The 21,705-nt window shown below is 74.4% G+C and carries 22 protein-coding genes; 10 read left to right on the forward strand and 12 right to left on the reverse strand.

Going from position 1 to position 21,705, the window contains the following annotated elements:
* The first annotated feature begins 423 nt into the window (after window positions 1–423).
* The gene (locus ACZ60J_RS04105; RefSeq protein WP_469678832.1) at window positions 424–1,059 is read left to right on the forward strand and encodes a restriction endonuclease; all 636 of its coding nucleotides are present in this window, start codon (window positions 424–426) and stop codon (window positions 1,057–1,059) included.
* A 575-nt stretch (window positions 1,060–1,634) separates the two neighbouring features.
* Here the strand turns inward: ACZ60J_RS04105 and ACZ60J_RS04110 are convergent.
* Window positions 1,635–2,663 (reverse strand): LacI family DNA-binding transcriptional regulator, encoded by a 1,029-nt coding sequence (locus ACZ60J_RS04110; RefSeq protein WP_469678833.1) that lies wholly within the window; start codon window positions 2,661–2,663, stop codon window positions 1,635–1,637.
* A gap of 59 nt (window positions 2,664–2,722) precedes the next feature.
* Window positions 2,723–2,956 carry a hypothetical protein gene (locus ACZ60J_RS04115; RefSeq protein ID WP_469678834.1) on the reverse strand — a complete coding sequence of 78 codons (234 nt, stop codon included), beginning with the start codon at window positions 2,954–2,956 and terminating at the stop codon, window positions 2,723–2,725.
* Window positions 2,957–3,167: 211 nt separating this feature from the next.
* On the opposite strand from ACZ60J_RS04115, the gene ACZ60J_RS04120 reads away from it, so the two are divergent.
* The 3 genes from ACZ60J_RS04120 to ACZ60J_RS04130 all read left to right on the forward strand — a co-directional run bounded on the left by ACZ60J_RS04120 (window position 3,168) and on the right by ACZ60J_RS04130 (window position 5,666).
* Window positions 3,168–4,031, forward strand: coding sequence for a hypothetical protein (locus ACZ60J_RS04120; protein WP_469678835.1), 864 nt, complete (start codon window positions 3,168–3,170; stop codon window positions 4,029–4,031).
* Window positions 4,032–4,225: 194 nt separating this feature from the next.
* On the forward strand, window positions 4,226–4,837 hold the full coding sequence (locus ACZ60J_RS04125) for a sortase domain-containing protein (protein ID WP_469678836.1): 612 nt from the start codon (window positions 4,226–4,228) through the stop codon (window positions 4,835–4,837).
* Between the two features lie 109 nt (window positions 4,838–4,946).
* Window positions 4,947–5,666, forward strand: coding sequence for a class E sortase (locus ACZ60J_RS04130; RefSeq protein WP_469678837.1), 720 nt, complete (start codon window positions 4,947–4,949; stop codon window positions 5,664–5,666).
* A gap of 402 nt (window positions 5,667–6,068) precedes the next feature.
* Here ACZ60J_RS04130 and ACZ60J_RS04135 read toward each other — a convergent pair whose 3' ends face one another.
* The 4 genes from ACZ60J_RS04135 to ACZ60J_RS04150 form a co-directional block, all read right to left on the reverse strand.
* Window positions 6,069–6,788, reverse strand: coding sequence for an SGNH/GDSL hydrolase family protein (locus ACZ60J_RS04135; protein ID WP_469678838.1), 720 nt, complete (start codon window positions 6,786–6,788; stop codon window positions 6,069–6,071).
* Window positions 6,785–7,273: a cupin domain-containing protein gene (locus ACZ60J_RS04140; RefSeq protein WP_469678839.1), complete on the reverse strand. Its 489-nt coding sequence runs from the start codon at window positions 7,271–7,273 to the stop codon at window positions 6,785–6,787. Before ACZ60J_RS04140 ends, ACZ60J_RS04135 begins: the two co-directional genes overlap by 4 nt.
* 91 nt (window positions 7,274–7,364) lie before the next feature.
* Complete coding sequence (locus tag ACZ60J_RS04145; RefSeq protein ID WP_469678840.1) at window positions 7,365–8,204, reverse strand: AraC family transcriptional regulator; 840 nt, start codon at window positions 8,202–8,204, stop codon at window positions 7,365–7,367.
* A gap of 38 nt (window positions 8,205–8,242) precedes the next feature.
* Window positions 8,243–9,322, reverse strand: coding sequence for an RNA ligase (ATP) (locus ACZ60J_RS04150; protein WP_469678841.1), 1,080 nt, complete (start codon window positions 9,320–9,322; stop codon window positions 8,243–8,245).
* Between the two features lie 147 nt (window positions 9,323–9,469).
* Here ACZ60J_RS04150 and ACZ60J_RS04155 point away from each other — a divergent pair, with 147 nt between their 5' ends.
* Window positions 9,470–10,222, forward strand: coding sequence for an SDR family NAD(P)-dependent oxidoreductase (locus ACZ60J_RS04155; RefSeq protein WP_469678842.1), 753 nt, complete (start codon window positions 9,470–9,472; stop codon window positions 10,220–10,222).
* A gap of 10 nt (window positions 10,223–10,232) precedes the next feature.
* On the opposite strand, the gene ACZ60J_RS04160 is transcribed toward ACZ60J_RS04155, so the two are convergent.
* Together ACZ60J_RS04160 and ACZ60J_RS04165 are read right to left on the reverse strand one after the other, a co-directional pair.
* Window positions 10,233–11,015 (reverse strand): peptidoglycan-binding domain-containing protein, encoded by a 783-nt coding sequence (locus ACZ60J_RS04160; RefSeq protein ID WP_469678843.1) that lies wholly within the window; start codon window positions 11,013–11,015, stop codon window positions 10,233–10,235.
* A 385-nt stretch (window positions 11,016–11,400) separates the two neighbouring features.
* Entirely contained in the window at window positions 11,401–12,843 is a 1,443-nt protein-coding gene (locus ACZ60J_RS04165; protein WP_469678844.1) for an MFS transporter, read from the reverse strand.
* A 389-nt stretch (window positions 12,844–13,232) separates the two neighbouring features.
* Between ACZ60J_RS04165 and ACZ60J_RS04170 the strand changes: the two genes are divergently transcribed.
* The 3 genes from ACZ60J_RS04170 (at window position 13,233) to ACZ60J_RS04180 (ending at window position 15,251) form a co-directional block, all read left to right on the forward strand.
* Window positions 13,233–13,757, forward strand: coding sequence for a hypothetical protein (locus tag ACZ60J_RS04170; RefSeq protein WP_469678845.1), 525 nt, complete (start codon window positions 13,233–13,235; stop codon window positions 13,755–13,757).
* Window positions 13,758–13,839: 82 nt separating this feature from the next.
* Complete coding sequence (locus ACZ60J_RS04175) at window positions 13,840–14,676, forward strand: MerR family transcriptional regulator (protein ID WP_469679107.1); 837 nt, start codon at window positions 13,840–13,842, stop codon at window positions 14,674–14,676.
* Between the two features lie 29 nt (window positions 14,677–14,705).
* Window positions 14,706–15,251, forward strand: a complete 546-nt coding sequence (locus ACZ60J_RS04180; protein ID WP_469678846.1) for a P-loop NTPase family protein — start codon at window positions 14,706–14,708, stop codon at window positions 15,249–15,251.
* Here the strand turns inward: ACZ60J_RS04180 and ACZ60J_RS04185 are convergent.
* Window positions 15,218–15,580, reverse strand: a complete 363-nt coding sequence (locus tag ACZ60J_RS04185; protein WP_469678847.1) for a hypothetical protein — start codon at window positions 15,578–15,580, stop codon at window positions 15,218–15,220. The two genes, ACZ60J_RS04180 and ACZ60J_RS04185, sit on opposite strands and share 34 nt — an antisense overlap.
* 131 nt (window positions 15,581–15,711) lie before the next feature.
* Between ACZ60J_RS04185 and ACZ60J_RS04190 the strand changes: the two genes are divergently transcribed.
* A complete protein-coding gene (locus tag ACZ60J_RS04190) occupies window positions 15,712–16,182 on the forward strand; it encodes a hypothetical protein (RefSeq protein ID WP_469678848.1) in 471 nt (156 codons plus the stop codon).
* Here the strand turns inward: ACZ60J_RS04190 and ACZ60J_RS04195 are convergent.
* Both ACZ60J_RS04195 and ACZ60J_RS04200 read right to left on the reverse strand, forming a co-directional pair.
* On the reverse strand, window positions 16,179–18,020 hold the full coding sequence (locus ACZ60J_RS04195) for a hypothetical protein (protein WP_469678849.1): 1,842 nt from the start codon (window positions 18,018–18,020) through the stop codon (window positions 16,179–16,181). The two genes, ACZ60J_RS04190 and ACZ60J_RS04195, sit on opposite strands and share 4 nt — an antisense overlap.
* Before the next feature lie 129 nt (window positions 18,021–18,149).
* On the reverse strand, window positions 18,150–19,130 hold the full coding sequence (locus ACZ60J_RS04200) for a helix-turn-helix transcriptional regulator (protein WP_469679108.1): 981 nt from the start codon (window positions 19,128–19,130) through the stop codon (window positions 18,150–18,152).
* Window positions 19,131–19,269: 139 nt separating this feature from the next.
* On the opposite strand from ACZ60J_RS04200, the gene ACZ60J_RS04205 reads away from it, so the two are divergent.
* Window positions 19,270–19,719: a DUF3224 domain-containing protein gene (locus ACZ60J_RS04205; RefSeq protein WP_469678850.1), complete on the forward strand. Its 450-nt coding sequence runs from the start codon at window positions 19,270–19,272 to the stop codon at window positions 19,717–19,719.
* On the opposite strand, the gene ACZ60J_RS04210 is transcribed toward ACZ60J_RS04205, so the two are convergent.
* Entirely contained in the window at window positions 19,707–21,689 is a 1,983-nt protein-coding gene (locus ACZ60J_RS04210; protein ID WP_469678851.1) for a heavy metal translocating P-type ATPase, read from the reverse strand. The genes ACZ60J_RS04205 and ACZ60J_RS04210 overlap by 13 nt on opposite strands.
* Window positions 21,690–21,705: the final 16 nt, after the last annotated feature.

Raw genomic sequence — 21,705 nt, forward strand, 5'->3', positions numbered from 1 at the left:
CGTGCCGCTCAGGGCAGCATGCCGGTGCCGGTGGCACTGGCGGTGGCGCCCCTGAGCCGGACGCGATCCACGCCTGCGCGCCCGCAAGCAGAGGAAGGCAAGGACCCGCCAAGGCACCTTCGAACGCACGGCCTGCCACATTCGGCCATCGCACCGCATCGGCTGGCGCCAATCCCCGCCAATCCACCTACCCGGCCGCCGCCTTGCCGCTACACAGGAAGCCGGGGGCTGTGGTCCGCTGCCCCGCTTCCGGCAGGGGGGCTGTTCGCTTGCTGACGATCAACGTGGCGGTCCAGTGACCCCGGCCGGCTCCCTTCGCGCCCCGCTCGGGCGGGCAAGGGTGGCTTCCTCGGCTGCGCGGAGGGACCGATGAGTGGGAGGCGTCGCCCGGTACGGCGGACCAGGAGGCGGAAGAACCAGCCCATGCAGCAGGTGCTCCTGGCCGCCTTCGCAGCCATGGTCGTACTCGGCCTGGCGGTCGCGGTGCTGCGTTGGCTGGCTGAGCGTCCCTGGGTCATGGTCGTCGCGCTCCTGGCCGCGGCCGGGGTGACCGGGGCCTGGATGTGGCGTCGCGTGGAAGCAGCGCGCTGGGAGCAGGTCCGCGCGCAGGGCCTGCGCTACGCGGTGGAGCAGTTGGACCATCTGCACCACACGCAGTTCGAGTTCGCGGTGCGCGACCTCATGCACCGGGACGGTTGCGCGGACGCGCGGCAGGTCGGCGGCCGCGGCGACAACGGTGCGGACGTGAAAGCGACCGATCCGTACGGGCGGCGCTGGGTGATCCAGTGCAAGCACCGCAAGGCGGGCTGGTCCGGGAAGCCCGTAGGCACCCCCGACCTCCATGTCCTCAACGGCACCGGTCGCCAGGTCCACAGCGGCGACGTTCTGGTCATGCTGACCAACGGCAGGATCACGAGCAACGCCGTGGACTTCGCCAAGGACCAGCGTCTGCACCTGGTGGACCGCAGGCTGCTCGCCGAGTGGTCCGCCGGCTCTCGCCCCCTGTGGGAACTGCTGCGCGCACTCCCGCCGCCTCAGCGCGAGTCGCGGCGCCCCTAGGCGGGGGCGGGGGCGGGGGCGTTGTCAGTGGGCGTAGCTAACGTGGGAACTTGCGGCCGAGCGGGCCGTCGTCGTGCACTCCCCGACTCGTCAAGGGATGGACCACCCATGGCTCATGTCAAAGGGCACTACCGCAAGGACGGCACCTACGTCCGGCCGCACACACGGCGGACCCGGCCCAAGTCGGCTCATACGATCCCGTCGCAGCGCGGCCCGTTGCGCTCTGACCTTCCCCAGGACCTGACGCCGAGCACCGGTGTGCGCGGATACTACCGGGCGGACGGCACCTACGTTCGGCGCCATCGTCGGCGGATCGGGGCGCCTGAGGCCGCGGCCGCCGCGGGTGGCGGTGGGCTGCTGATCGTGCTCCTGATCCTGGCGGCACTCGGCACCGGGGGCAGTGGCACACCCCCGACCTCGACCCCGTCGGCTCCCGCCACCACCATGACCACACCAGCTGGTTTACCCCGCTAAGCCGGCTCCCCCACTCGGTGCGGCCGGGTCCTTGGCGGGTCCCCACTGGCTCTGACCTGACCGCCGTCCGGTGCCCGCCGGGGAGCGGCGACCGGTAGTGCTCAGGCCGAGTCCCGGACCACCAGTTCCGGGTCGAAGAGGACCGCTGCCGGGGCCGCCGGGGCCGTGCCCGCCACGCGGTCCAGGAGGAGGCGGACCATCTCCGCCGCCATCTCCTCCACCGGCTGGCGGACCGTCGTGAGGCGGGGCCTCGCCGCCACCGCCGCGCCCGAGTCGTCGAAGCCGACGACCGCCACGTCCTCGGGGATCCGGCGGCCGTGTTCGCGCAGCACCAGGCAGGCGCCTTGGGCCATCAGGTCGTTCGCCGCGAACACTCCGTCCAGGTCGGGGTGTTCGGCCAGGAGCGCACGCATCGCCTGTTCGCCGCCGTCCAGCGTGAAGTCCGCCTCGGCCACCCGTACCGCCGTCCCCGCGAGCTCCTCCCGGAAGCCCGCCACGCGGTCGCGGCTCGCCGGGACGTCCGCCGGGCCGCCGATCGCGGCCAGCCGCCGGCAGCCCCGGGCGAGGAGGTGCCGCGCGGCCAGCGCCCCGCCGTCGCGGTGGCGCAGGTCGACCCAGTCCAACGGAACCCCGGGCGCCGGGCGGGCGAACAGCACCGCGGGCAGGCCGGCTTGCGCGAGCATCCCGGGCAGCGGGTCACGGCCGTCGGTGGTGACGAGCAGCGCTCCGTCCCCGCCGCCCTGGGTGAGGTACGCGACCACCTGCGCGCGGTCCGCCTCCCCGTCGGCGAAGAGCAGCACGGGGTGCACTCCGCGCGGGCGCAGGGCCCGTACGACACCGCTCACCACACGCCCGAAGAACGGGTCCTGGAACACCCGGCCGGTGTCCGCCCCCGCGCCCGAGACCACCAGCGCGACCGCACCCGAGCGCCGGGTCACCAGTGAGCGGGCCGCGCGGTTCGGTACGTATCCGGTCGCTGCGACGGCGCGCTGGACCGCCTGCTGGATGGCGGGGTCCACGTTGCGGACCCCGTTCACCACGCGGGACACCGTGGCCCGGGACACCCCGGCGGCCCGGGCCACATCCTCCAGGGTCGGGGCCGTACCGGTGGCCGTGCTCGCTGCGTCCATGTCGGCACTGTATCCGGCCGCCCTCCGTACCTGATCGGCCCCCGGAGCGGGCCGGGGCCTCAGGCGGTGCGGCGGACGTGGATCGGGTGGGTCGCCTGGAAGGCCAGGCGGGCGTCCGCTCCGTCCGCGATCCGGGCGAGCAGCGAGTCGAGCGCGAGGAAGGCTTCCCAGCGCTCGGTCCGGGTCGGGGAGGCCCGGACCATGTGGTCGACGAGCAGGTCCTCCAGGCCGGTGACCCGCTTGCCCTTCCACACCTTGTCGGCGGTGCTGACCAGCAGCTCCTCGAAGCTCACCGCGGGGTTCTCCCAGGCGCCGTGACCGACGTCGGACGGGCCCCGAGGAGCGGGGCCCGCTTGGGGCCGGTGGAGGACACGCAGGTGGTGCCGAACGGCACGGCTGGGCCTGGCAGCAGCCCGCTCAGCCAGCGATCGAGGGGGAACACCGGAGCCTCGAAGCCGCCTGAAACGCATGGCCGACAGGCTCCCGCCCGGCCATCCTGACCCCATGGGAGACAGAGCCAACGTCATCGTGGTCCGTGAGAACGGCACACACGAGCTGTACCGGACCGGCTGGGCGGTCGGGATCGACCTCGACCTGTTGGAAGGCCCGGCAGCGGTTCTCGCCCTGCTTCCTGGACTCCGCCAGGACGGCTGGTGGTTGGACGACACCATGGCTCAGGGCGGGATACTGCTCGACCTCGGCAGAAAGGTGCTCCTGTTCTTCGCCTGGGAGGGGCCCAGCACCGAGCTCCGCCACCGCGCGGCCATGTTCGAGCTGATCCGAGCTGCATGGCCGGGCTGGGAGGTCCGCTGGCTGTACGACGGGTCGGCCGAACTGCGTGAGTACGTCGGGCTGGACCCGGAGTACGTCCGCTGCCGCGACTCGGCCCCCTCTTTGGCCCCGTTCCTCGCCCCCGACGACGAGGACTTGGCAGTGCCCGACCCAGGCGGCGTGGTGATCACGGTCGGCACCGGCCGCTGCCACGTCGCCGCCGGCGCCTTCCACCACCCTGTCCGCGAGGGCGCCGCCCTCCTCGGCCGCCTGGCAGACGCCCCCGAACACGGAGGCTGCCGGCTGCACGTGAGCTCCGGTATCCATCTCGACCCGGAACGTCGCCGTCTGGGGTGGTGGACCCTCGCCTCCTCGCCGCAGGCTTACCGCGTACCAGAGGTGTGGCCGGGGTGGACGGTGGAGTTCTGGCAGGACGAGTGGGAACGGCACGTCAGAGCCGGCGACCGCTTCTCCCCGGCGGCGTTCGACGCCGGAGGGGAAGCCAGGGCCACGGTGCTCGCCGAGGCCGGGGAGCGCCGGGCCGACCGGGCCCGCAACCGCACCCTGGTCACCCGTCCAGGGACCGCACCGGCTTGATCCCAGGCAGGACGACCTCAACCGCCAACCGTCCTGGGCATGGATACCCGGCCGAAATCACGCATTCGAGCTCGGTATCGGATGCCTCCCTGCCCGCCCTGCCCGCCCTGCCGTACCCGGCCCTTGGTGCGACCCTGGAAGGGCCAACCGGGCCTGTCCGACCCCGTGCGGCCCGGCCGACCAGGGGTGTCGCCATGTCCCAGCGCGCTTTCCGCGTCTCCCGTGCCGTGCCGGCGGTGCTCGTCAGCACCGCCCTCGCCTTCGCTCTCCCGATGACGGCGCCCGCCGCGGCGCGGGCGGAGGCGGCCGTGCTGTCGATTCCGGCCATCGGGGTGTCCGGGCTGTCCGTCGTTCCGTATCGCGGAAGCCCCGACGATGCGCCGGGCACTCGGATCCAGGACCGGGGCCTGGCCGCCAGCCCGCACGGTCCCGCCGGTGGCGTCGGCCCCGGGGACGTGGGCAACTACATCGTCACCGGACACCGCATCGTGGCGGGCGGGCCGCTGCGGGAGCTGCCGTCGCTGCCGACGGGCGCGTCCGTCATGGTGACCTCCGGCGGTATGACGTACGAGTACACGATCACCACGACCCGGACGACCTCTTTCCGCTCCCAGTCCTCCATGGCCGCCCAGCGCGCCGCCGTCCCCGGCTTCCCCGACGTCGCACCCACCCGAGCGATGATCACCGTGACCACCTGCCTCACGCCCGAGGACGACGCGGCAGGCAATCACTGGCGGGACGCGCAGAACAACCCCGAACACCGCCTGGACAAGATCGGCGTTCTCACGGAAGCAACCACGTCCTGACCGTCCCGTCCGCGGGGGGCGAAGGTCACAGTTTTTGGCCTTATGGACCTCTTGCTTCGTATGTCACTCTGGCGGGCACACCGGCCCTCGCCCCCAGTACGGATCGCCCATGCCCCTGCACTCCCCGTCCCGAGCCGCATCCGCCGCGGCGGCCGGCGCCATGATCGTCCTGGTGGCGGCTTGCAGCACCGGTCAGGCTGCCGCCGGCGCGGCGGCCCCCGCACCGCGGGCGACGGCAGCGGCACCCGCTTCGGTCCAGGCCGCAACCGCCGCGCGGCCTTCCGAGCCGCCGGTTGCGCCCGTGAAGGCCGAGGCCTCCGTCCTGGCCATACCTTCGGTGGGCATCACGGGGCTGCGCGTGGTGCCGTACGAGGGCACCACCGACGATGCGCCGGGCACCCGGATCCAGGACGAGGGCGTGGCGGCCAGCCCGTACGGGAAGCGCGGCGGGGTCGGGCCCGGCCAGGCGGGCAATTTCCTGGTCACCGCGCACCGGCTGTCGGCGGGCGGCCCGCTGCGTGACCTGCCCGCCGTGGCGACGGGCGACTCCGTGCTCGTGACGGTGGGCGACGTGGTGTACACGTATGAGATCGTCGCGAGCCGCAAGACGTCCTTCCGGTCGGAACGCTCGCTCAGCGAGCAGCGCGCCGCGGTCCCCGGAAAGCCGGGGGTGGCCCCGACCCAGGCCATGATCACGCTGTCGACCTGCGCCACCCCGGAAGACCATGCCGAGGGCAACTTCTGGAGCGATGCCCAGGGCAACCCCGAGCACCGCATCGACAAGATAGGCGTTCTCCGCACGACGACCGCAGCGCCGCCTGCCAGATAGCGCCGCCCGGCCCTCGCAGAGGCGCGGGCGGGCATCCGCGGACTCGGGCAGAATCCTGACGCCGGCTCAGAGTCGTTTGCGAGGAAGGCGTTTGTCGCGCCGGAAGCGGGTCAGACGGATAGGCAGCGGAGCGCGCGGCCCTGACTGCGGCGAGGCTCCGCTCGGCAGGGGCCGTGCGGGAGAGCGATCCTCACACGGCCCCGGCCGCCGGCATCACGACTGCCGCACGGGATGTGCGAGCGGCACCAGGAGCCCGGACGCCGCCCCGGCCGCGGGCGGCGGGAGCGGCACCCCTGGCAGCCCCCGACGACGGCGCTCAGACCACCGTCCCCGGGCCTCGCATCCCGGCGGCAGCCGCCCTCCAGGAGAGGGCGGCCGACCGTGCGGGCGCGCCGGAACCGGCTACGCGCTCCGGGTCAGCAGACCGGTGTCGATGACCTCGGCGACTAGGGCGGCTCCGCGGCTGTTCTGGTGGATGTGGTCGGTCGTGAGGACGAGACACCGGCGCCGCGAGATCGTGTCGAGGCTGCGGCGCAGCACTGCGTGCTGGGCGAGGACTCCGACGACCGCTGCGGGCGTCACCTCCCGGTACGGAATCGGCGGCGGGTCCGCTTGGCGCAGTTCCTCGATCTGGCGGTCGTGGAGCGGCAGGTGGAGCACCGCGCTGGTTGCGGCAACCTCGGCGATCATCCGGCTGTACGCCCGCGATGCCTGTGCCGCCCTTCCGTCGATCTCTTGGCCGAGGACCGGCAGGGACAGCAGACCGATCGTCGCGTCGGTCTCCGCTCGCAAGCGGGTGACGACGGCTCCCAGGCATTCCTGGAACCAGCCGGCCGACGGGCGGACGGGGAGCTGTTTGCGCTTCCTGGCCTGCTCGACCCGGTAGCCGGCGAGGCTCGCCCGGGCGTCGTTGGTCCCGATCAGCACGGTGATCACATCGGGCGGGTTCATGACGACGGCGTCCAGGCGCTGTAGAAGGTTGTAGGCGTAGTCGCCGTTGACGCCGAAGCGGGTGAGGTGCACGTCGCCGGGCGGGTGGCGTCGTCCGAGCATGTCCAGGTAGTCGACGCTGAACTGGGCGCGGGTGAGGCTGTCGCCGAGGCACGCGATGCGCGTCGTCACGGCGCTTCCCGCGGGGCGGGCTCGTCGACGTGTCCGGCCGGGCGGGGGTCGGTACGGGGACGGTGGTCGGTGCCGAGGCTCGCGGTGATGGCGAGGATGGTGGTCGGCCCTTCCATGTCGACCGTGTGCCATACCCCGGCCCGGTTGACGGTGGCCTCGCCCGGCCCGAGCAGAACGCGGTCGAGCACCCCGTCCACATCGCGGGTGACCGTCGCCGAACCGCTGAGGCAGACGACCAGTTCGTCGCCCGCAGGGTGGCTCTCCCAATGGTCTCCGGGGCCGTCGCCGTCGAAGATCATCACCATCCGGCCCTCGGCGCCGTCTGCCGCGACCGCGGCGCTGTAGGCCTGGAGCGCCTCCGGTTCCCAGGCGAAGCCCTGGACGGGTTTCGCCGTCGATCCCAGTCCGAGGTGGACGGGGGTGGTCCGCAGGTCCAGGGCGGTGCGTTCTTCGTCGCCCTCGTCGTCGTAGTCGAAGAGTCTCATGCCGACGATCGTCACAGGACAGCGAGCGGGCGGTCTTGAACAAAAGGGAAGGAAGGAGCGCCTGCGCGACGAGCGCACGGTCGGGGGCCGGCTACCCGGCCCCGAGGAGGACCTCGTTCCGGCGCCAGGCCGTCGGGGAATGCCCCGTGAACTCGCGCCAGTCCCGTACGAGATGAGCCTGGTCGGCGTAGCCGGAGGCGGTCGCCACGTCGGCCCACGGGAGCGGATCCCGCGCCACCGCCAGCTCGTGCGCGTGCTCGAAGCGCAGGACCCGGGCGAAGGCCTTCGGCGCCAGGCCCACCTCGCCGCGGAACCGCTCCGTGAAATACCGGCGGCTCCAGCCGAGTTCCGCGGCGACGGCGCCCACCTGGATGCAGCCCCGCGCGGCGACGAGACGGCGCCAGGCCTCGTCCACCTCGGGGCGTACCCGGAGCACACGGTCGCCGCCGGCGCCGCGGCCAACGGCCCGCAGGAGCAGTTCGTCCAGCACGGCGAACCGCGCCGCCCATGACGTCTCCGCCCGGAGCCGGTCGACCAGCTCGACGCCGAGCGCTCCGAGGAGCTCGTCGAGCGGGACCAGGCGGCCCGCGAGCTCGGCGGCGGGCATGCCGTACACGGCCCGGGCCCCGAGCGGTGTCAGCGATACCTGCATGCCTTGCTGCCGTCCGTCGTGGTGGATCGCGACGGACCGGCACATCAGACCGCCGGCCAGGCTGCTGAACCGGGTGACCGGTGACCCGTCATCCGGGCCCGCCCCCACCTCCAGGGGGTCCGACAGGCTGATCACCGCGGTGAGAGCGCGGCTCGGCGGGCCGCAGTGCACTCCCGCCGGGAACCCGCGGAGGTCGAACCCGACATAGGAGTCGACGTACTGCCGCAAGGCGGGTGCGGGGCGTGCACCGATCCCGGCGGCCGCCGTGTGGTCCTCCATCTCCTCAGTGTACGAAGTACGAACCGGACACCCCGAGATCACTCGTACTCCGTGCCTCCCTTGCGCGTCAGGTACGCCGGGCTGACCGCCTTCGCTATGGCGCGGCCTCCGAGCAGGGCGCTGTGGCGTTCCACCGCCGGGCGGATGACGACTCCCTCGCGCAGGTGCACGGCCCGGCCGGACACGGTCTCCCGGCCGCTCGCCCACTCCAGTACCTTGTCCAGGTCGTACGATCCTTCGAACAGACGCGGGACGAGAGGCAGTTCGGACTCCTCCAGGACCTCCGCCGGGTCCAGCCAGCGCACCTGGCCGTCGATCTCGGCCGAGACGTCGAAGACGGCGTACCCGGGCGGCGCGTCGCCCGTGTTGCGTACGTCGGTTCCGTACGACAGGTCCTGGACGCCCTTGCCGTACACCTCGCCGAAGATCCCGACCCGGGTCGCCCCGAGCCGTTCCGCCAGCCGGGCCGCGGCCTCGGCCACTCCGTGACCGCGTACGGCCCGCCAGTAGAGGTTGCGCTCGTCCTCGCGGAGGGCCAGCCCCCGGGATCCGAAGCCCTTCGACGAGACCAGGGTGCGGCCGTCCTCTGCGAGATGGGTCAACAGGCAGGCGGTGCCGTGCAGTTTCTCCGTGAGGACGACCGGCTCTCCGGGCTCGAAGATGTCCGGATAGCGCTGGAGGTTCTCGATGTCCACCCACGGGAGCAGCTCGGGGGCCGACTCCACATCGCCGCTCATGGTCGTCGGGACGGGCGGGACCCACTTGACGACGCCGAGCAGCCCGGCGAAGTCCGTCCCCTCCTCGGCCGCCCGCGCGAGGTCCACGCCGTCCAGGGCGCGCGGCAGGCAGACGAGCCCTTGGGAGAGTTCGCCGCGCAGCCGAACGGCCTTGACGCGGTCGGCGGTGGAGCCGGCCAGGCGGCCGGTCAGTCCGAGTTCCTCGATCAACTCGGTCGGCAGGACGGACTGTTCGGGGATGTAGAGCGCGAAGTCGCCGCTCCGATAGGCGCCTTTGGCGACGACCGCCCGGTAGAGGCCGACTTGCGCCAGTTCCAGCGCGTCGGCGTTCGGGTGCGGATGGACTACGAGCTCTTCGACGGTGACCCGGAGGGTCGACATGGCGGTGCTCCTCGGTAGGACGGCAGTGGCTCCGACAGCACTCTGCGGTACGCCATTTCCGCTGGTCCAACGCATATCCCGGTGTTAGCCTGCGGCGATCCCAGGTGTGGGCACGACACGGGGTATTGCGTCACACAGGAGGCTCGTATGTCTGGTCTGTCACGTCGTCCGGTCACCGTCGTCACCGGAGGCAGTCGCGGGATCGGAGCCGCCACGTGCGTCCGGCTCGCCGCCGACGGGCACGATCTCGTCCTCGGCTACCTCCACGACGACGACGCCGCCAAGGCCACCGCGGACCGGGTGCGGGAGGCCGGCGCCCGGTGTGTCACCGTGCGCGGCGACACCTCCGAGGAATGCGGCGTGGAGCGGCTCTTCGACATCGCCGGAGCCGAGTTCGGCGCCGTCACGGGACTGGTCAACAACGCCGGAGTGACCGGCACTCCGGGCCGGCTCGCCGACATCCGGACCGAGGACCTGCGCCGCGTTCTCGACGTGAACCTCCTCGGGTACCTGCTCTGCTGCCGCCGGGCCGCCCGGGACATGGCCGAGTCGGGCGGCGGAGCGATCGTCAACGTCTCCTCCGCGGCCGCCACCCTGGGCAGTCCCGGACGCTACGTCCACTACGCCGCGACGAAGGCCGCCACCGACACCCTGACCCTGGGCCTCTCCAAGGAGCTGGGCCCGGACGGGATCCGGGTCAACGCCGTGGCCCCCGGCATCATCGACACCGACATGCACGCCGCCATGGGCGACCCCGACCGCCCGGCGCTCGCGGCCGCCGAGATCCCGCTCGGGCGGGCCGGCCAGCCCGCGGAGGTCGCCGCGGCCATCGCCTGGCTGCTGTCCGCGGACGCCGCGTACACGACCGGTACGATCCTGCGCGTCGCCGGCGGGCGCTGACGGGGCGCCTTCAGCCCTCGATTCCGAAGGCCTCGCGGGTTGCCGGACCGTAGACGCCCAGGGGGTCGCCCTTGATGCTCCGGTTCTGCTGGAGCTGGGTGACGCCGCGCCGGGTCTGCTCGTCGTAGACCCCGGTGAGGGAGACGTACGTGAACCCCTGCGCGTGGAGCCGTTCCTGCAGGGCGCGCACCGCGGCCCCGCGGTCCCCCGGGCCCAGGGTTCCGCCGCCGGGCGTCGGGCGGATGCCGGTCGGGCCCGTGGGCTTCGGGTCCCGGCTCGTACTCGGCGACGGGCCGGAAGAGGGCCGCCCCGTGGCCGGCGGCACCGTCGCGGACGGGGCTCCGGGTGCGGGCGGGCTCAGGGACTCCGCGGCCGACGCGGTCTCCTCGCCCGCTCCCGGGCTGCGCGCGGGGAGGACCGGTACGGACAGCTCCGGCGGGACCACGGCGCGCGGCGGCTCCCGGTCGGGGCCGCGCAGGAGGAACGCGAGGGCCCCGGCCGCCCCGAGGGCGAGGAGGGCGAGTCCCACCAGCGGCCGCCGACTGCCCTGCCGGTCGGCGGCCGCGGCCGACGGAGCCGACGCAGCCGATGCAGCCGATGCAGCCGATGCAGCCGATGCAGCCGCCGAGGGTGCGGTCCGTGTCTCGGGTGCGGGCTCCCCGGCGGACGCGCCGAAGCGCGTCGGTACGAGGATCCGCCCGGACTCCTCGGGCCAGGCGGGCCCGGAGGAGCCGTGCGGCGGGCCCGAGGGAGCCACGTAGGGGCGTACGAGCAAGCGATCCTCGTCGGGCACGATCCCACTCTCATAGGGGTCAGGGGACACGGTTCTCCCGCGGCGGGTACGGGGGACGGCGCGGCGGTGCGGTGTCGTCCCCCGTACCCGGCCGTTGGACGTCCGGATGTGCGGACGCGGTCGGTCCGGTTGATGGTGTCCGACCGGCGCACTCTTTCCCCAGGAGATGCCCCAGGTCAAGCCGGATGTCCGATCCGCCCCATCCGCCCCGTCTGGGCATGACCACTTCACCGGAACCGTCCCGTCGGGTCCGCTCCTCCTGCCGGGCCGGGAAGGCCGGACGTCCGGATTGCGGACGGCCAACTCCGCTTCCAGGGGCTACCGTCGGCCCGCCTTCGGGGCCCTGCCGTCGGCCACTCGCCGACCCGTCACCGGCCCCGCCGCCCTATCGCCGGTCGGCCGGTGAACCGTCGCGGGCCTCGGCGAGACCTCCGGCACCGGCGGCACCGGGCGCGGGTGCCTCGCCTCCGCCCGCGACGGCCCGCGTGGCCGTGCGGGACGTGGAGGTGACCCGGACGGTGAGGGCGGCCAGCGCCATCAGGGCGGCTCCGGCCCAAGGTGCCGCGAGCACCGAGATCCCGTCGACGGCGAGTCCGCCCGCCAGCGCGCCCGCGGCGATGGCCAGGTTGAACATCGCCACCATGAGCGAGGAGGCGGCCTCCGCATCATCCGGTGCGGCCTTGATCATCCAGCTCTGGAGACTGACCGAGACCCCGCCGTAGGCGAGCCCCCAGGCCAGCAGCAGCACCGTCCCCGCGACCGCTCCCGGCACCGTGGCGAGCAGCACCAGGATCACGGCGAGGGAGGCCCCGACCGTGAACAGCGTGCGGTACGGGTCGCGCGCACCCGCCAGGAAGTTGCCGGCCACGCCCGCGATCCCGTACCCGAGGAGGAGGGTGCTCACGTAGGCGGCGTCGACACCGGACACGTCCTGCAGGATGGGCCGTACGAACGTGTACGCGGCGAACTGCCCCGTCACCAGCAGGAAGGTGACGACCACCCCGGCCCGGACCGCGCGGTTGCGCCGCAGCAGGGCCGGGAGTTGGGCGAAGGTGATGGTCCGGGTCGGCGGCAGCGGAGGGAGCAGCAGGAGCAGTGCGGCGAGGGTGAGGAGTCCGAGCCCGCCCACGGCCGCGAAGGCGAAGCGCCAGCCGCCGAGTTCACCGAGCAGGGTCCCGGCCGGGACGCCGAGCACCGAGGCCGTGGGGACTCCGCCGAAGACGAGCGCGGTGGCCCGGCCGACGTGGTGCGGCGGGACGAGGCGGACGGCGAGGCCGCCGGCTATGGCCCAGAACCCGCCGACGCTGACCCCCACGAGCAGCCGGGCCGCCAGCAGCACCCCGAAGCCCGGTGCGAGGGCCGCCACCAGGTTGGCGACGGTCATCAGAGCGATCAGCACGACCAGGACCCACCGCCGGTCGAGCCGGCCCGCGCCCACGGTGACGAGCGGTGCGCAGAACCCGGCGATCAGCCCCGGCACGGTGACCATCAGCCCGGCGGTGCCGTCGGACACCCCGAGATCGGCGCCCACGGGGGTGAGCAGGCCGACGGGCAGCAGCTCGGAGGTGATGAGGCAGAAGATGCCGAGCGCCACCGCCGCCACGGCCCCCCATCCCCGCCACCCGGCGCCGGCCTCGTCCGGTGGGCCGGCGACCGCGCCCGGCTCGCCCGTCGTGGAGACGGGCCCCTCGGGCGGTGCGGGTGATCCGGCCGGTGGGACCGGAGCAGGGTCGGGGGCAGGCTCCGAGGCAGGTACGGGAGCAGGGATCGGCGGGTGCTTCGGCTCCGGGGACTGCGGTTCGTTGCCGGGCGCGGGGGCTGCTGTCATGGGGCGGAACTCCATACGGGGCGTGCGGTAAGCAGGCAGAAGGGCAGGTGGGCGGCCCCCCGGAGGTCCGGGGAACCGGCACGGCGATGCGGAGTACCGGAGGTCGCGCCTCCCCCGGCATCCGCACTGCCGTTCCCGTCCGAACCTTGTCCGCATTTCTCCGTCAGGTCCACCCCCGTCCACTGTCTCCGTCAGGTCCACCCGCGTCCACGTGCGCGTGCTCCCGAGCCGGTGAACCTCCCGGCACGGCAGAAACGATCACCGTGAGCTCACCGAACCGTTTCAGCAGCCACCCACCGCGCCCATCGCCGCCCACTCGGCCGTCCCCGCCCCACCCACGCGCACGAGCGCGGGGAACGGCCCGCCCGCCGGTGCGGCATGGTGGTCCGATGCAGTTACGCCGGGTCCTGCCCCTCTCCCTCGTCGCCCTCCTCGCAAGCTCCGGCTGTGTGTCCGTCGGCGGCCCGGGGGTGTCCGACGTGCCCGCGCGCGGCCCCGTACCGCCCGCCGGTGCGCCGGATCTGAGCGGGCCGGAAGGCGCGTCCCCCGCCTCCGGTGCGGTCGGGCCCGCCGCGGAGGCGCTGCCCCTCGGCGCACTCCCGGCGGGGGCCGACCCCGACGGTGACGGCGCTGACCGGACCGGCGGCCACGACGACGGGACCGGCGCCGACCGGGCCGCCGGGTACGCACCCGCCCGGCGTGCCGCCGAGGCGCCGCGCCCGGCGGCCGAACGGCGCACGAAACCGGCGGCGCCGCGCCGCGCGCACCCGCCCAAGGAGGCCGCCTCCCGGCCCCACCGTCCCGTACGGAACCCCGTACCGCCGTTGCCGCGCACGGACGAGCTGTGCGCGGCCGCGGAAGGATCCCTGCCGCCTTCCATCGTGGATCTCTGCATCCGCCAGGCCGGCCGCTGACCTGCCCCGACGGCCGGACACGCCGCATATTCTGGGCGCGCTTGACCCTCACACCGTGTCAGGGACTGCACTGGAAGGCGTCATGTTCACCATCGGAGACTTCGCCAAGCACGGCCGGGTATCGGTCCGCATGCTGCGTCACTACGACGCCCTCGGACTGCTGCACCCGGCCCGTGTCGACCCCGCCAGCGGCTACCGCTACTACGAGGCCGGGCAACTCGCCCGCCTCAACCGTGTCATCGCGCTCAAGGAGCTCGGCTTCAGCCTGGAACAGGTGGGGTCGATACTCGACGAGCTGGTGAGCGCGGAGGAGCTGCGCGGCATGCTGCGGCTGCGGCAGGCGGAACTGGAATCGGCCATGGCCGCTGCGGCGGCCCGGCTGACCCAGGTCGAGACGAGGCTCCGGATCATCGAGAACGAGGGAACCATGTCTTCCATCGACATCGTCGTGAAGAGCCTTCCGCCCGTCCGCCTGGCCGAGTTGAGCGGGGTCGCGGCGAGCTACGCCGGGCAGGACATCGGCCCGGTCATCGGCCCGCTCTACGACGAGCTGCTGAGCCGGGTCGAGGCCGCCGGCGTCACCCTGACGGAACCGGGCGTGGCCTACTACGAGGACGCCGGTGACGCGTCCCGTCCCGGTGCCGTCCTGGTCCACGCCGGGGTGGCCGTGGGGGCGAACGTCCGGGCCGAGGACCTCGGGGGCGACGTACGCATCGTCGTGCTGCCCGCCGTGGAGCGGGCGGCGACGGTCGTGCACAGGGGTTCCATGGACTCCGTCCTGCCGACCGCGCAGGCCCTGGCCCAGTGGATCGACGCGAACGGGGAGCGCTCCGGCGGCTACGCCCGCGAGGTGTCGCTGGCCTGCCCGGAGGACCGGAACCAGTGGGTCACCGAACTGCAGGAGCCCCTCGGCGTCTGACGGGCCACGCCCGCGGTTAGGCTCCGCTGATGCAACGCGTCCTCGTGGTCGGCATCAGCGGAGCCGGCAAATCGACCCTGGCCCGGAAGTTGGGGCGGCGGCTCGCCCTGCCGTACCACGAGATGGACGAGCTGCACTTCTCCGGGCCGGGGTGGGCCGTCAGCCCGTCCTACGCCGCGGACCTCATGCGGATCGGGGAGGGCGACCGGTGGGTCCTCGACTCCCACGGGCCCGAGGCCGCGCGCGAGCTGCTGTGGCGGCGGGCCGACACCGTGGTGTGGCTGGACCAGCCGCGCCGTACCGTCATGCGCCGGGTCCTGGTGCGCTCGCTGCGCCGGAGCCTGCTGCGGGAGCGGCTGTTCGGCGGCAACCGGGAGCGGTGGCGGGAGTGGCTGCGCGCCGACCACCCCGCGTGGTGGGCCTGGTCCCAGTACGCGGCCCGGCGTGCGGTGATCGGCGGGCTGGCCGGCGACCCCCGGTTCGCCCCGCTGCGGGTGGTGCGGCTGCGCTCCCCGAAGGCCTCCGAGGCCTGGCTGCGGGCTCAGCGGCCCGCCGGACGGCCACCCGTCACGTAGGCACGGCCCCGCACCGCGCCCCGTACCGTCCCGCGCACGGCTCCGCGCCGGACCGTGCGCAGCCGGCGCATCGTGACGTGCCCGCGGCGGCGCCACTCCGCCCGCGGCAGACCGGCGCGCTGGCCGCCGCCGGTGATCAGGGCGTTGACCGGAGCGTGCGGGTCCGCGGCGAGCCCCTTCGCCACCAGGACCCCGACCACGAGTGGGACCAGGGCCACGGCGAGCGCGGAGCCGGCGGTGGTCACGTGCTGCTGCATCCGCGGGCGGCTCGCGGCGGGCGCGGTGGCAGCGGTGGCGGTGGCGGCGCTGGTGACGGTCTCGGAGGTCATGCTCCCATTCGATCAGCGCGAGCCGTCCCGGGAATCGGCCCGGATACTCAGGCCGTTGGGTGTGAGGTACTCAGAAGGGGTACTCGGAAGCGCACACGACGAGACCGGACCGGTCGAGGGGACAGCCGTACGTGAACACACCCGGGCAGGGCTTCGAACCGGCGAGCGGCGACGGCCCCGCGCCCTCCGCGGCCGGGCGGGCGGCGGAGCTCCGTACCGCCTACGAGGGCCTGCTGCAGATCCGCCGGCTGGTCAACGGCCCGTCCGGCGCCGGAGTTCCCGCCCCGTGGGAGCTCCGGCTGATGCCGCGCGCGGTGGCCCTCGTACTGGAGGCGGCGGGCATCCCCCCGTCGGCGCGGGATCCGCAGGACCCGGACGGACCGCGCACCCGGACCGGGTACCGGGTGGGCCCCGCCGCGTCCGGGAAGGGCCGCGTCGAGGTGACCTGGCTCGGCCCGCCGGGCGGCGGCGCGGCCGAGGAGGAGCAGGACCGCCTCACTGCCTGCGCGGCCGCCCTCGAACGCCTCGGCTGGGTCTGCCTGCTGTACCGCGGCCCGCGCCGCCGCCGCTTCCTGGAGGTCGAACCACCGCCCGCCGTCTAACCCGATCCCCGCTCCGGGGCCGGGCCTTGCGGTCGGGGCTCGGTGATCCGGTGCAGGGTGTGGCGGACCGCTTCGGCCAGGCGTTCGTCCTCGCGCATCTCCTCGTCGCGGTCGCCCAGGTACACCGGGACGCGGACGCGCTGCTCCGCCGCCGCCCGCAGGGCGGGCAGGGCCGGTGCTGCGGCGGGGCCCAGGGTGGCCAGGGCCCGGCAGAGGTACGGGCCGAAGCCGTCGCGCGCCACGTGCTCCAGGAGGGTGTCGAGCGGCGGTCCCGTCGGCTCGTCCCCGGCGTGCAGCCACAAGGTGGCGAGGAGTCGCGGGTGCGCGCGCTCCGCATCGGCGGCGTTCTCGCGGAGCCGGGCCACGTGGTGGGGCTCCAGACCCCCGTGGTCGGCCAGCCACTCCAGGACCCGGGCCGCCACGGCGACGTCGCGCGGCCGGTCCCCCAGTCCGGCGAGTGTCTCCTCCGCCCGGCGGCGGTCCCCGGAGATCCGGATCCGGGCCATGGAGGTGTGGCCGGCCCGGGTACCGGGACCGTTCTCGGGGATCGCGTCGAGGAGGGGCAGGGCGGGGGCCGCTGCCGGACCGATGGCTCCGAGCGCGGCGGTCAGGCCGCCCTCCCACCGGCTGCGCGGACCTCCGGCCGACTGCCCGGCCGCCGTCCCCGCCAGCATCCGGACCAGCGCGGGCACTGCCGGGGCCGCAGCGGCTCCGCACGCGCTCAGCACGGCGAGCGCCCGTCCCGCCTCCTCGGGCCCGGGCAGGTCCAGGGCCGCCACGGCCGCCGCCACGAGCGGGCCGAGGTCCGCGCCGGGTACACCGGCCACGCCCTTGGCGGCTTCCGCGGCCTGCCACCCCGACGACCCCGCGCGGACGATCCGGCAGAGCTCCGGGAGGGCCCGTACGTCGCCGATCCGGGCGAGCGCCAGCGTGGCCGCCTCCGTCCGGCCCGCGCCGGGCTCCGCCAGTTCCTCCCGGCACAGCCGGGCTGCCTCCAGCGAGGCCCCGAGCACGCGTGCGGCCGCGGGCCCCGCCCACGGGTCCGCCAGCAGGGGCCGCAGGTGCGGTACGAGGGCCGCCGGGGCGGCCCGCCAGTGGCGCATCGCCTCCGCCGCCAGGTCCACGGCCGCGAGCCGGGCCGCCTCCGTGGGCCGGACCGCGAGCCGGGCGATCCACGCGTAGCAGGTGCTCTCGGCCACGGAGCCGCGGGCCTTCAACCCCCACACGGTGCCGATCCGCCAGGCCACCCTGCTGCCGTGACCGCCGATCCGGGTCCCGGCGGCGTCGAGGTCCCGGAGGACGGCTTCGCCCTCGGGAGCCGGGGTGGCGCGCAGTCTGACCGCAGGATCGGCGTCGGTGCGCAGCCGCTCCGCGATGCCGTCCCCGCCCCCGGCCCCGTCCCGTACGAGCAGGGCCTCGGCCAGTGCGAGCCGGGCCACCGGGTCCGGTGCGCCGGGATGGTCCACCGGGGCGGTCAGGAGCTGCTCGGCCCCTGCCCGGTCCGCCGCGGCGAACAGCCAGGCGGCCGCCCGCCGCACGGGCGGGTCGGGGTCGTCGAGCAGGGGCAGCGCGACCCGGGCCGCAGCCGTACGGTCCTGCGCGCCGGATGCCAGATCGGTGAGCAGCCGGAGCACGCGCAGCCTTACGTCGCCCCGCGCGCCGGAGGCAAGGGAGGCCAGCCGTCTCGCCTCGGGGCCGTCGCCGTCACGGCGCACGGCGTCGAAGACCGCGGAGCGGGCCGCGCCGTAGGCATCGCCGGTACGGTCCTGCCCGGCCTCGTCGAGCCAGGAGTCCACACGGTCGGCCGGGCTCTCGGGGCCCGGCGGTCGGGGGCTCAAGGCCCCGGGCGCAGAACGCCCTTTCGCATCGTCATGCCGTGGATCTTCGCCGGGGCACCGGCCGGGCGCAACCCGTTTCCCACCGGCTCCGTCCGGCCCTCACCGGTGCTCAGCGGTTCTCGCCGGCCCTCACCGGTAGCGCCCGGCCAGTTCGGCCACCGTGTCCGCGAGGGCCCGGCGCAGCTCGGGCGGTCCGAGCACCTCGGCCTCCGCGCCGAGGCGGAGCAGGTCGCCGACGGCCACGGAGCCGGACTCGACGGCGAGTTCCACGTCCACCCAGCCGTCCGCGTCCGGCGGCCCCGCGGTGGCGAGGGCGCGGACGCCCGCCGCCCCGAACCACATCGGCAGCAGGCGCCGGGCGCGCGGGGAGAGCCGTACGAGGGCGGTCTGCCGGCGCGTGGCCGCCTCCAGGCGGCGGGCGGACTCCTCCCAGTAGGCGGCGAGTTCGAACCCCTCGGGGCGTTCGAAGCGCTCGCCCCGGGTGTCCACGGCGAGGAACCTCCCCACCCGGTAGCTCCGCACGGCACCCTCCGCATCCTCCGCTTCCGCCGCCCGGGCGACCAGGTACCAGATGCCGCCCTTGAGGACGAGTCCGAGCGGCCACAGCGCCCGGTGGACGGCTCCGCTCCAGCGGCGGTAGTGGGTCTGCAGGATCCGCTGCTCCCACACCGCCTCGGCGATCTGCGCGAGGTGCGGTACGGGGTCGGCGTCCCGGAACCAGGCGGGAGCGTCGAGGTGGAAGCGCTGCTGGATCCGGCGGGCCCGGTCGGCGAGTTCGGCGGGGAGGGCGGCCTCCAGCTTCAGCTGCGCGGCGGTGAGGTCCGCGCCGAGGCCGAGGTCCCGGGCGGGTCCGGGGGCGCCGGCGAGGAACAGGGAGCCGGCCTGGAGGTCGGTGAGGCCGGTGAGCCGGGTCCGGTAGCCGTCGACGAGGCGGAATCCGCCGGCCGGCCCGCGGTCCGCGTGGACCGGGATCCCTGCGGCTCCGAGCGCCTCGACGTCCCGGTACACGGTCCGGACGGAGACCTCCAGCTCGGCGGCGAGGTCGGGGGCGGTCATCCGGCCGCGGTTCTGGAGCAGCAGCAGGAGGGAGAGGAGCCGGTCGGCGCGCATCCGGTCATTGTCCGGCATACCTGACAGGAGATGTCAGGTACGCGGCCCAGGCTGTGCACAGACGGGCCGACAACCCGCCGTACGCCGACTACGAAATCCGAAATCCGAACGCCGGACCCGACCACACCAGGAGGCCCCTGTGCCCACGCCGACGCCCACCAGCACCACCACCGCCACCACCACCAACGGATTCACCTTCAAGGACTGGGAGGAGCACCCGGTCGGCCCCGAAGGCGTCTTCCCCCGCCTGGCCCGTGCCACGGTCACCAACGCCTTCACCGGCGCCCTCACCGCCCCGGCCACCACCTGCGCCTACACCGTGGCCTACACGGGGGACAGCACCGGCACCTTCACCGGCATGGAGCTGGTCACCGGCACCGTGGACGGCCGCGAAGGCGCCTTCGTCCTGGAGGAACGCGGCACCTTCGACGCCACCGGCACCCACTGCAGCTTCGCCGTGGTCCCCGGCTCGGGCACCGGCGGCCTGACCGGTCTCGCCGGCTCCGGCTCCTTCGTCCACCGCTACGGCGACACCGCGGTGGAGTACGCCTTCGACTACGCGTTCGCGGCCGCGGCTCAGTCGGCGTAGCGCAGCAGGCGCAGCGCGTTGGCGACGACCACGAGGGTGGATCCCTCGTGGACCAGGACCGCCGGGCCGATCCCGAGGCCCAGGGCGGTGGCCGGGACGAGCACCGCGACGATGCCGAGGCTCAGCCAGAGGTTCTGGCGGATGACGCGGCTCGCGCGGCGGCTGAGGCCGGTGATGAAGGGGAGCCGGCGCAGGTCGTCGGACATCAGCGCGATGTCCGCCGTCTCCAGGGCCACGGCCGAGCCGGCCGCGCCCATCGCCACGCCGACGGTGGCGCCCGCCATGGCCGGGGCGTCGTTCACGCCGTCGCCGATCATCGCCGTACGGGCCGTGCGGCGCAGCCGGGTCACCTCGGCGACCTTGTCCTCGGGCAGCAGGCCGCCCCGGACCTCGTCCATGCCGACCGCGCGGCCGACCGCGTCGGCCACCCGCTGGTCGTCGCCGGACAGCATCACGGTCCGCTGCACGCCGAGCCCGCGCAGGGCGGCCACCGCCGCGGCGGCCTCGGGGCGCGGGGCGTCCATCAGGCCGAGCGTGCCGAGCCAGCGGTCGCCCCGGCGGACCAGCATGGTGGTGCGGCCGGTCCGGGCGAGTTCCTCCGTACGGTCGCGGAGACGGGCCGGTACGGGCGGGCCCGCGAGGGTGTCCGCGTAGGCGAGGCTCCCGATGTGGACGGCCTCCCCGTCGAGCTCGGCGACGATCCCGAGGCCGACGAGGGCGCGCAGGTTCACGGCCTCGGAGACGGCGGCCGCCTGCACGAGTGCCGCACCGTCGCGGACCACGGCCTGTGCGAGGGGGTGGTCGCTGAGGCGCTGTGCGGCGACGGCGGTGCGCAGCAGCTCCTCGCGTCCGGCGGCGTGGACGGGCTCGATCTCGGTGAGGCGGGGCCGGCCCTCGGTCAGGGTGCCGGTCTTGTCGAAGGCGATGGTGCGCAGCCGGCCGAACTCCTCCAGCGGCGCACCGCCCTTGACGAGGACTCCCCCGCGCGCCGCCCGGCCCACGGCGCTGAGCACGGCGGCCGGGGTGGCGATGGCCAGGGCGCAGGGGCTGGCGGCGACGAGGACGGCCATGGCGCGGTAGAAGGTGTCGGCGAAGGGCTCGCCGGTGAGCGCCCCGGCGGCGAGCAGTACGGCGACGAGTACGAGGACGCCCGGTACGAAGAACTTCGTGAACCGCTCGGTGAACCGCTGGGTCGGCGAGGTGCGCTCCTCGGCGTCCTGGACCAGCTTGACGACCCTGGCCAGGGTGTTCTCCCCGGCGAGGCGGGTGACGGCGATGTCGAGGGAGCCGGATCCGTTGACCGTGCCGGCGTAGACGCGGCTCTCCGGACCGGCCGCGCCGGGGTCGGCGAGGGCGGCGGCCCGGTCGGCGACGGGGACCTTGTCCGCGGGGACGCTCTCGCCGGTGATGGGCGACTGGTCGACGCTGCTGGCGCCGGCGGCGACGAAGCCGTCGGCAGGAACCCTGCTGTGGGGGCGGACGACGACGGTGTCCCCGACGGTCAGCTCCTCGACCGGGACCTCCACCGGCGCTCCCGTACCCCGGCGCACCAGGGCGGTACGCGGGGCCAGCGCGCCGAGCGCTTCGATGGAGCGGCGGGCCCGGCCCATGGCGTAGCCCTCCAGGGCGTGGCCGAGGCTGAAGAGGACGAGCAGGACGGCGCCCTCCTCCCAGCGCCCGATCGCGGCGGCTCCGGCCGCGGCGACGAGCATGAGGAAGTCGACCTGGAAGCGCCCGCCGCGTACGGCGAGGAGGGCTTCGCGGAGGGTGAAGAACCCGCCGAAGGCGTATGCCGCGATGAAGAGGGCCTGCGGTACGGGGCCCTCGTGGCCGGTGAGCTGGAGGGTCAGCCCCGTGAGGTAGACGGTGAGGGCGAGCAGGGCGCTGACCAGCTCCGCGCGCTCGCCCAGGAATCCGTGGCGGTGGGTGGTCGCACCACCGCTCGTGGTCGCGTTCTCGGCTTCAGTCATGACATCAACATATCAG

Source organism: Streptomyces sp. NPDC104226 (assembly GCF_055584085.1).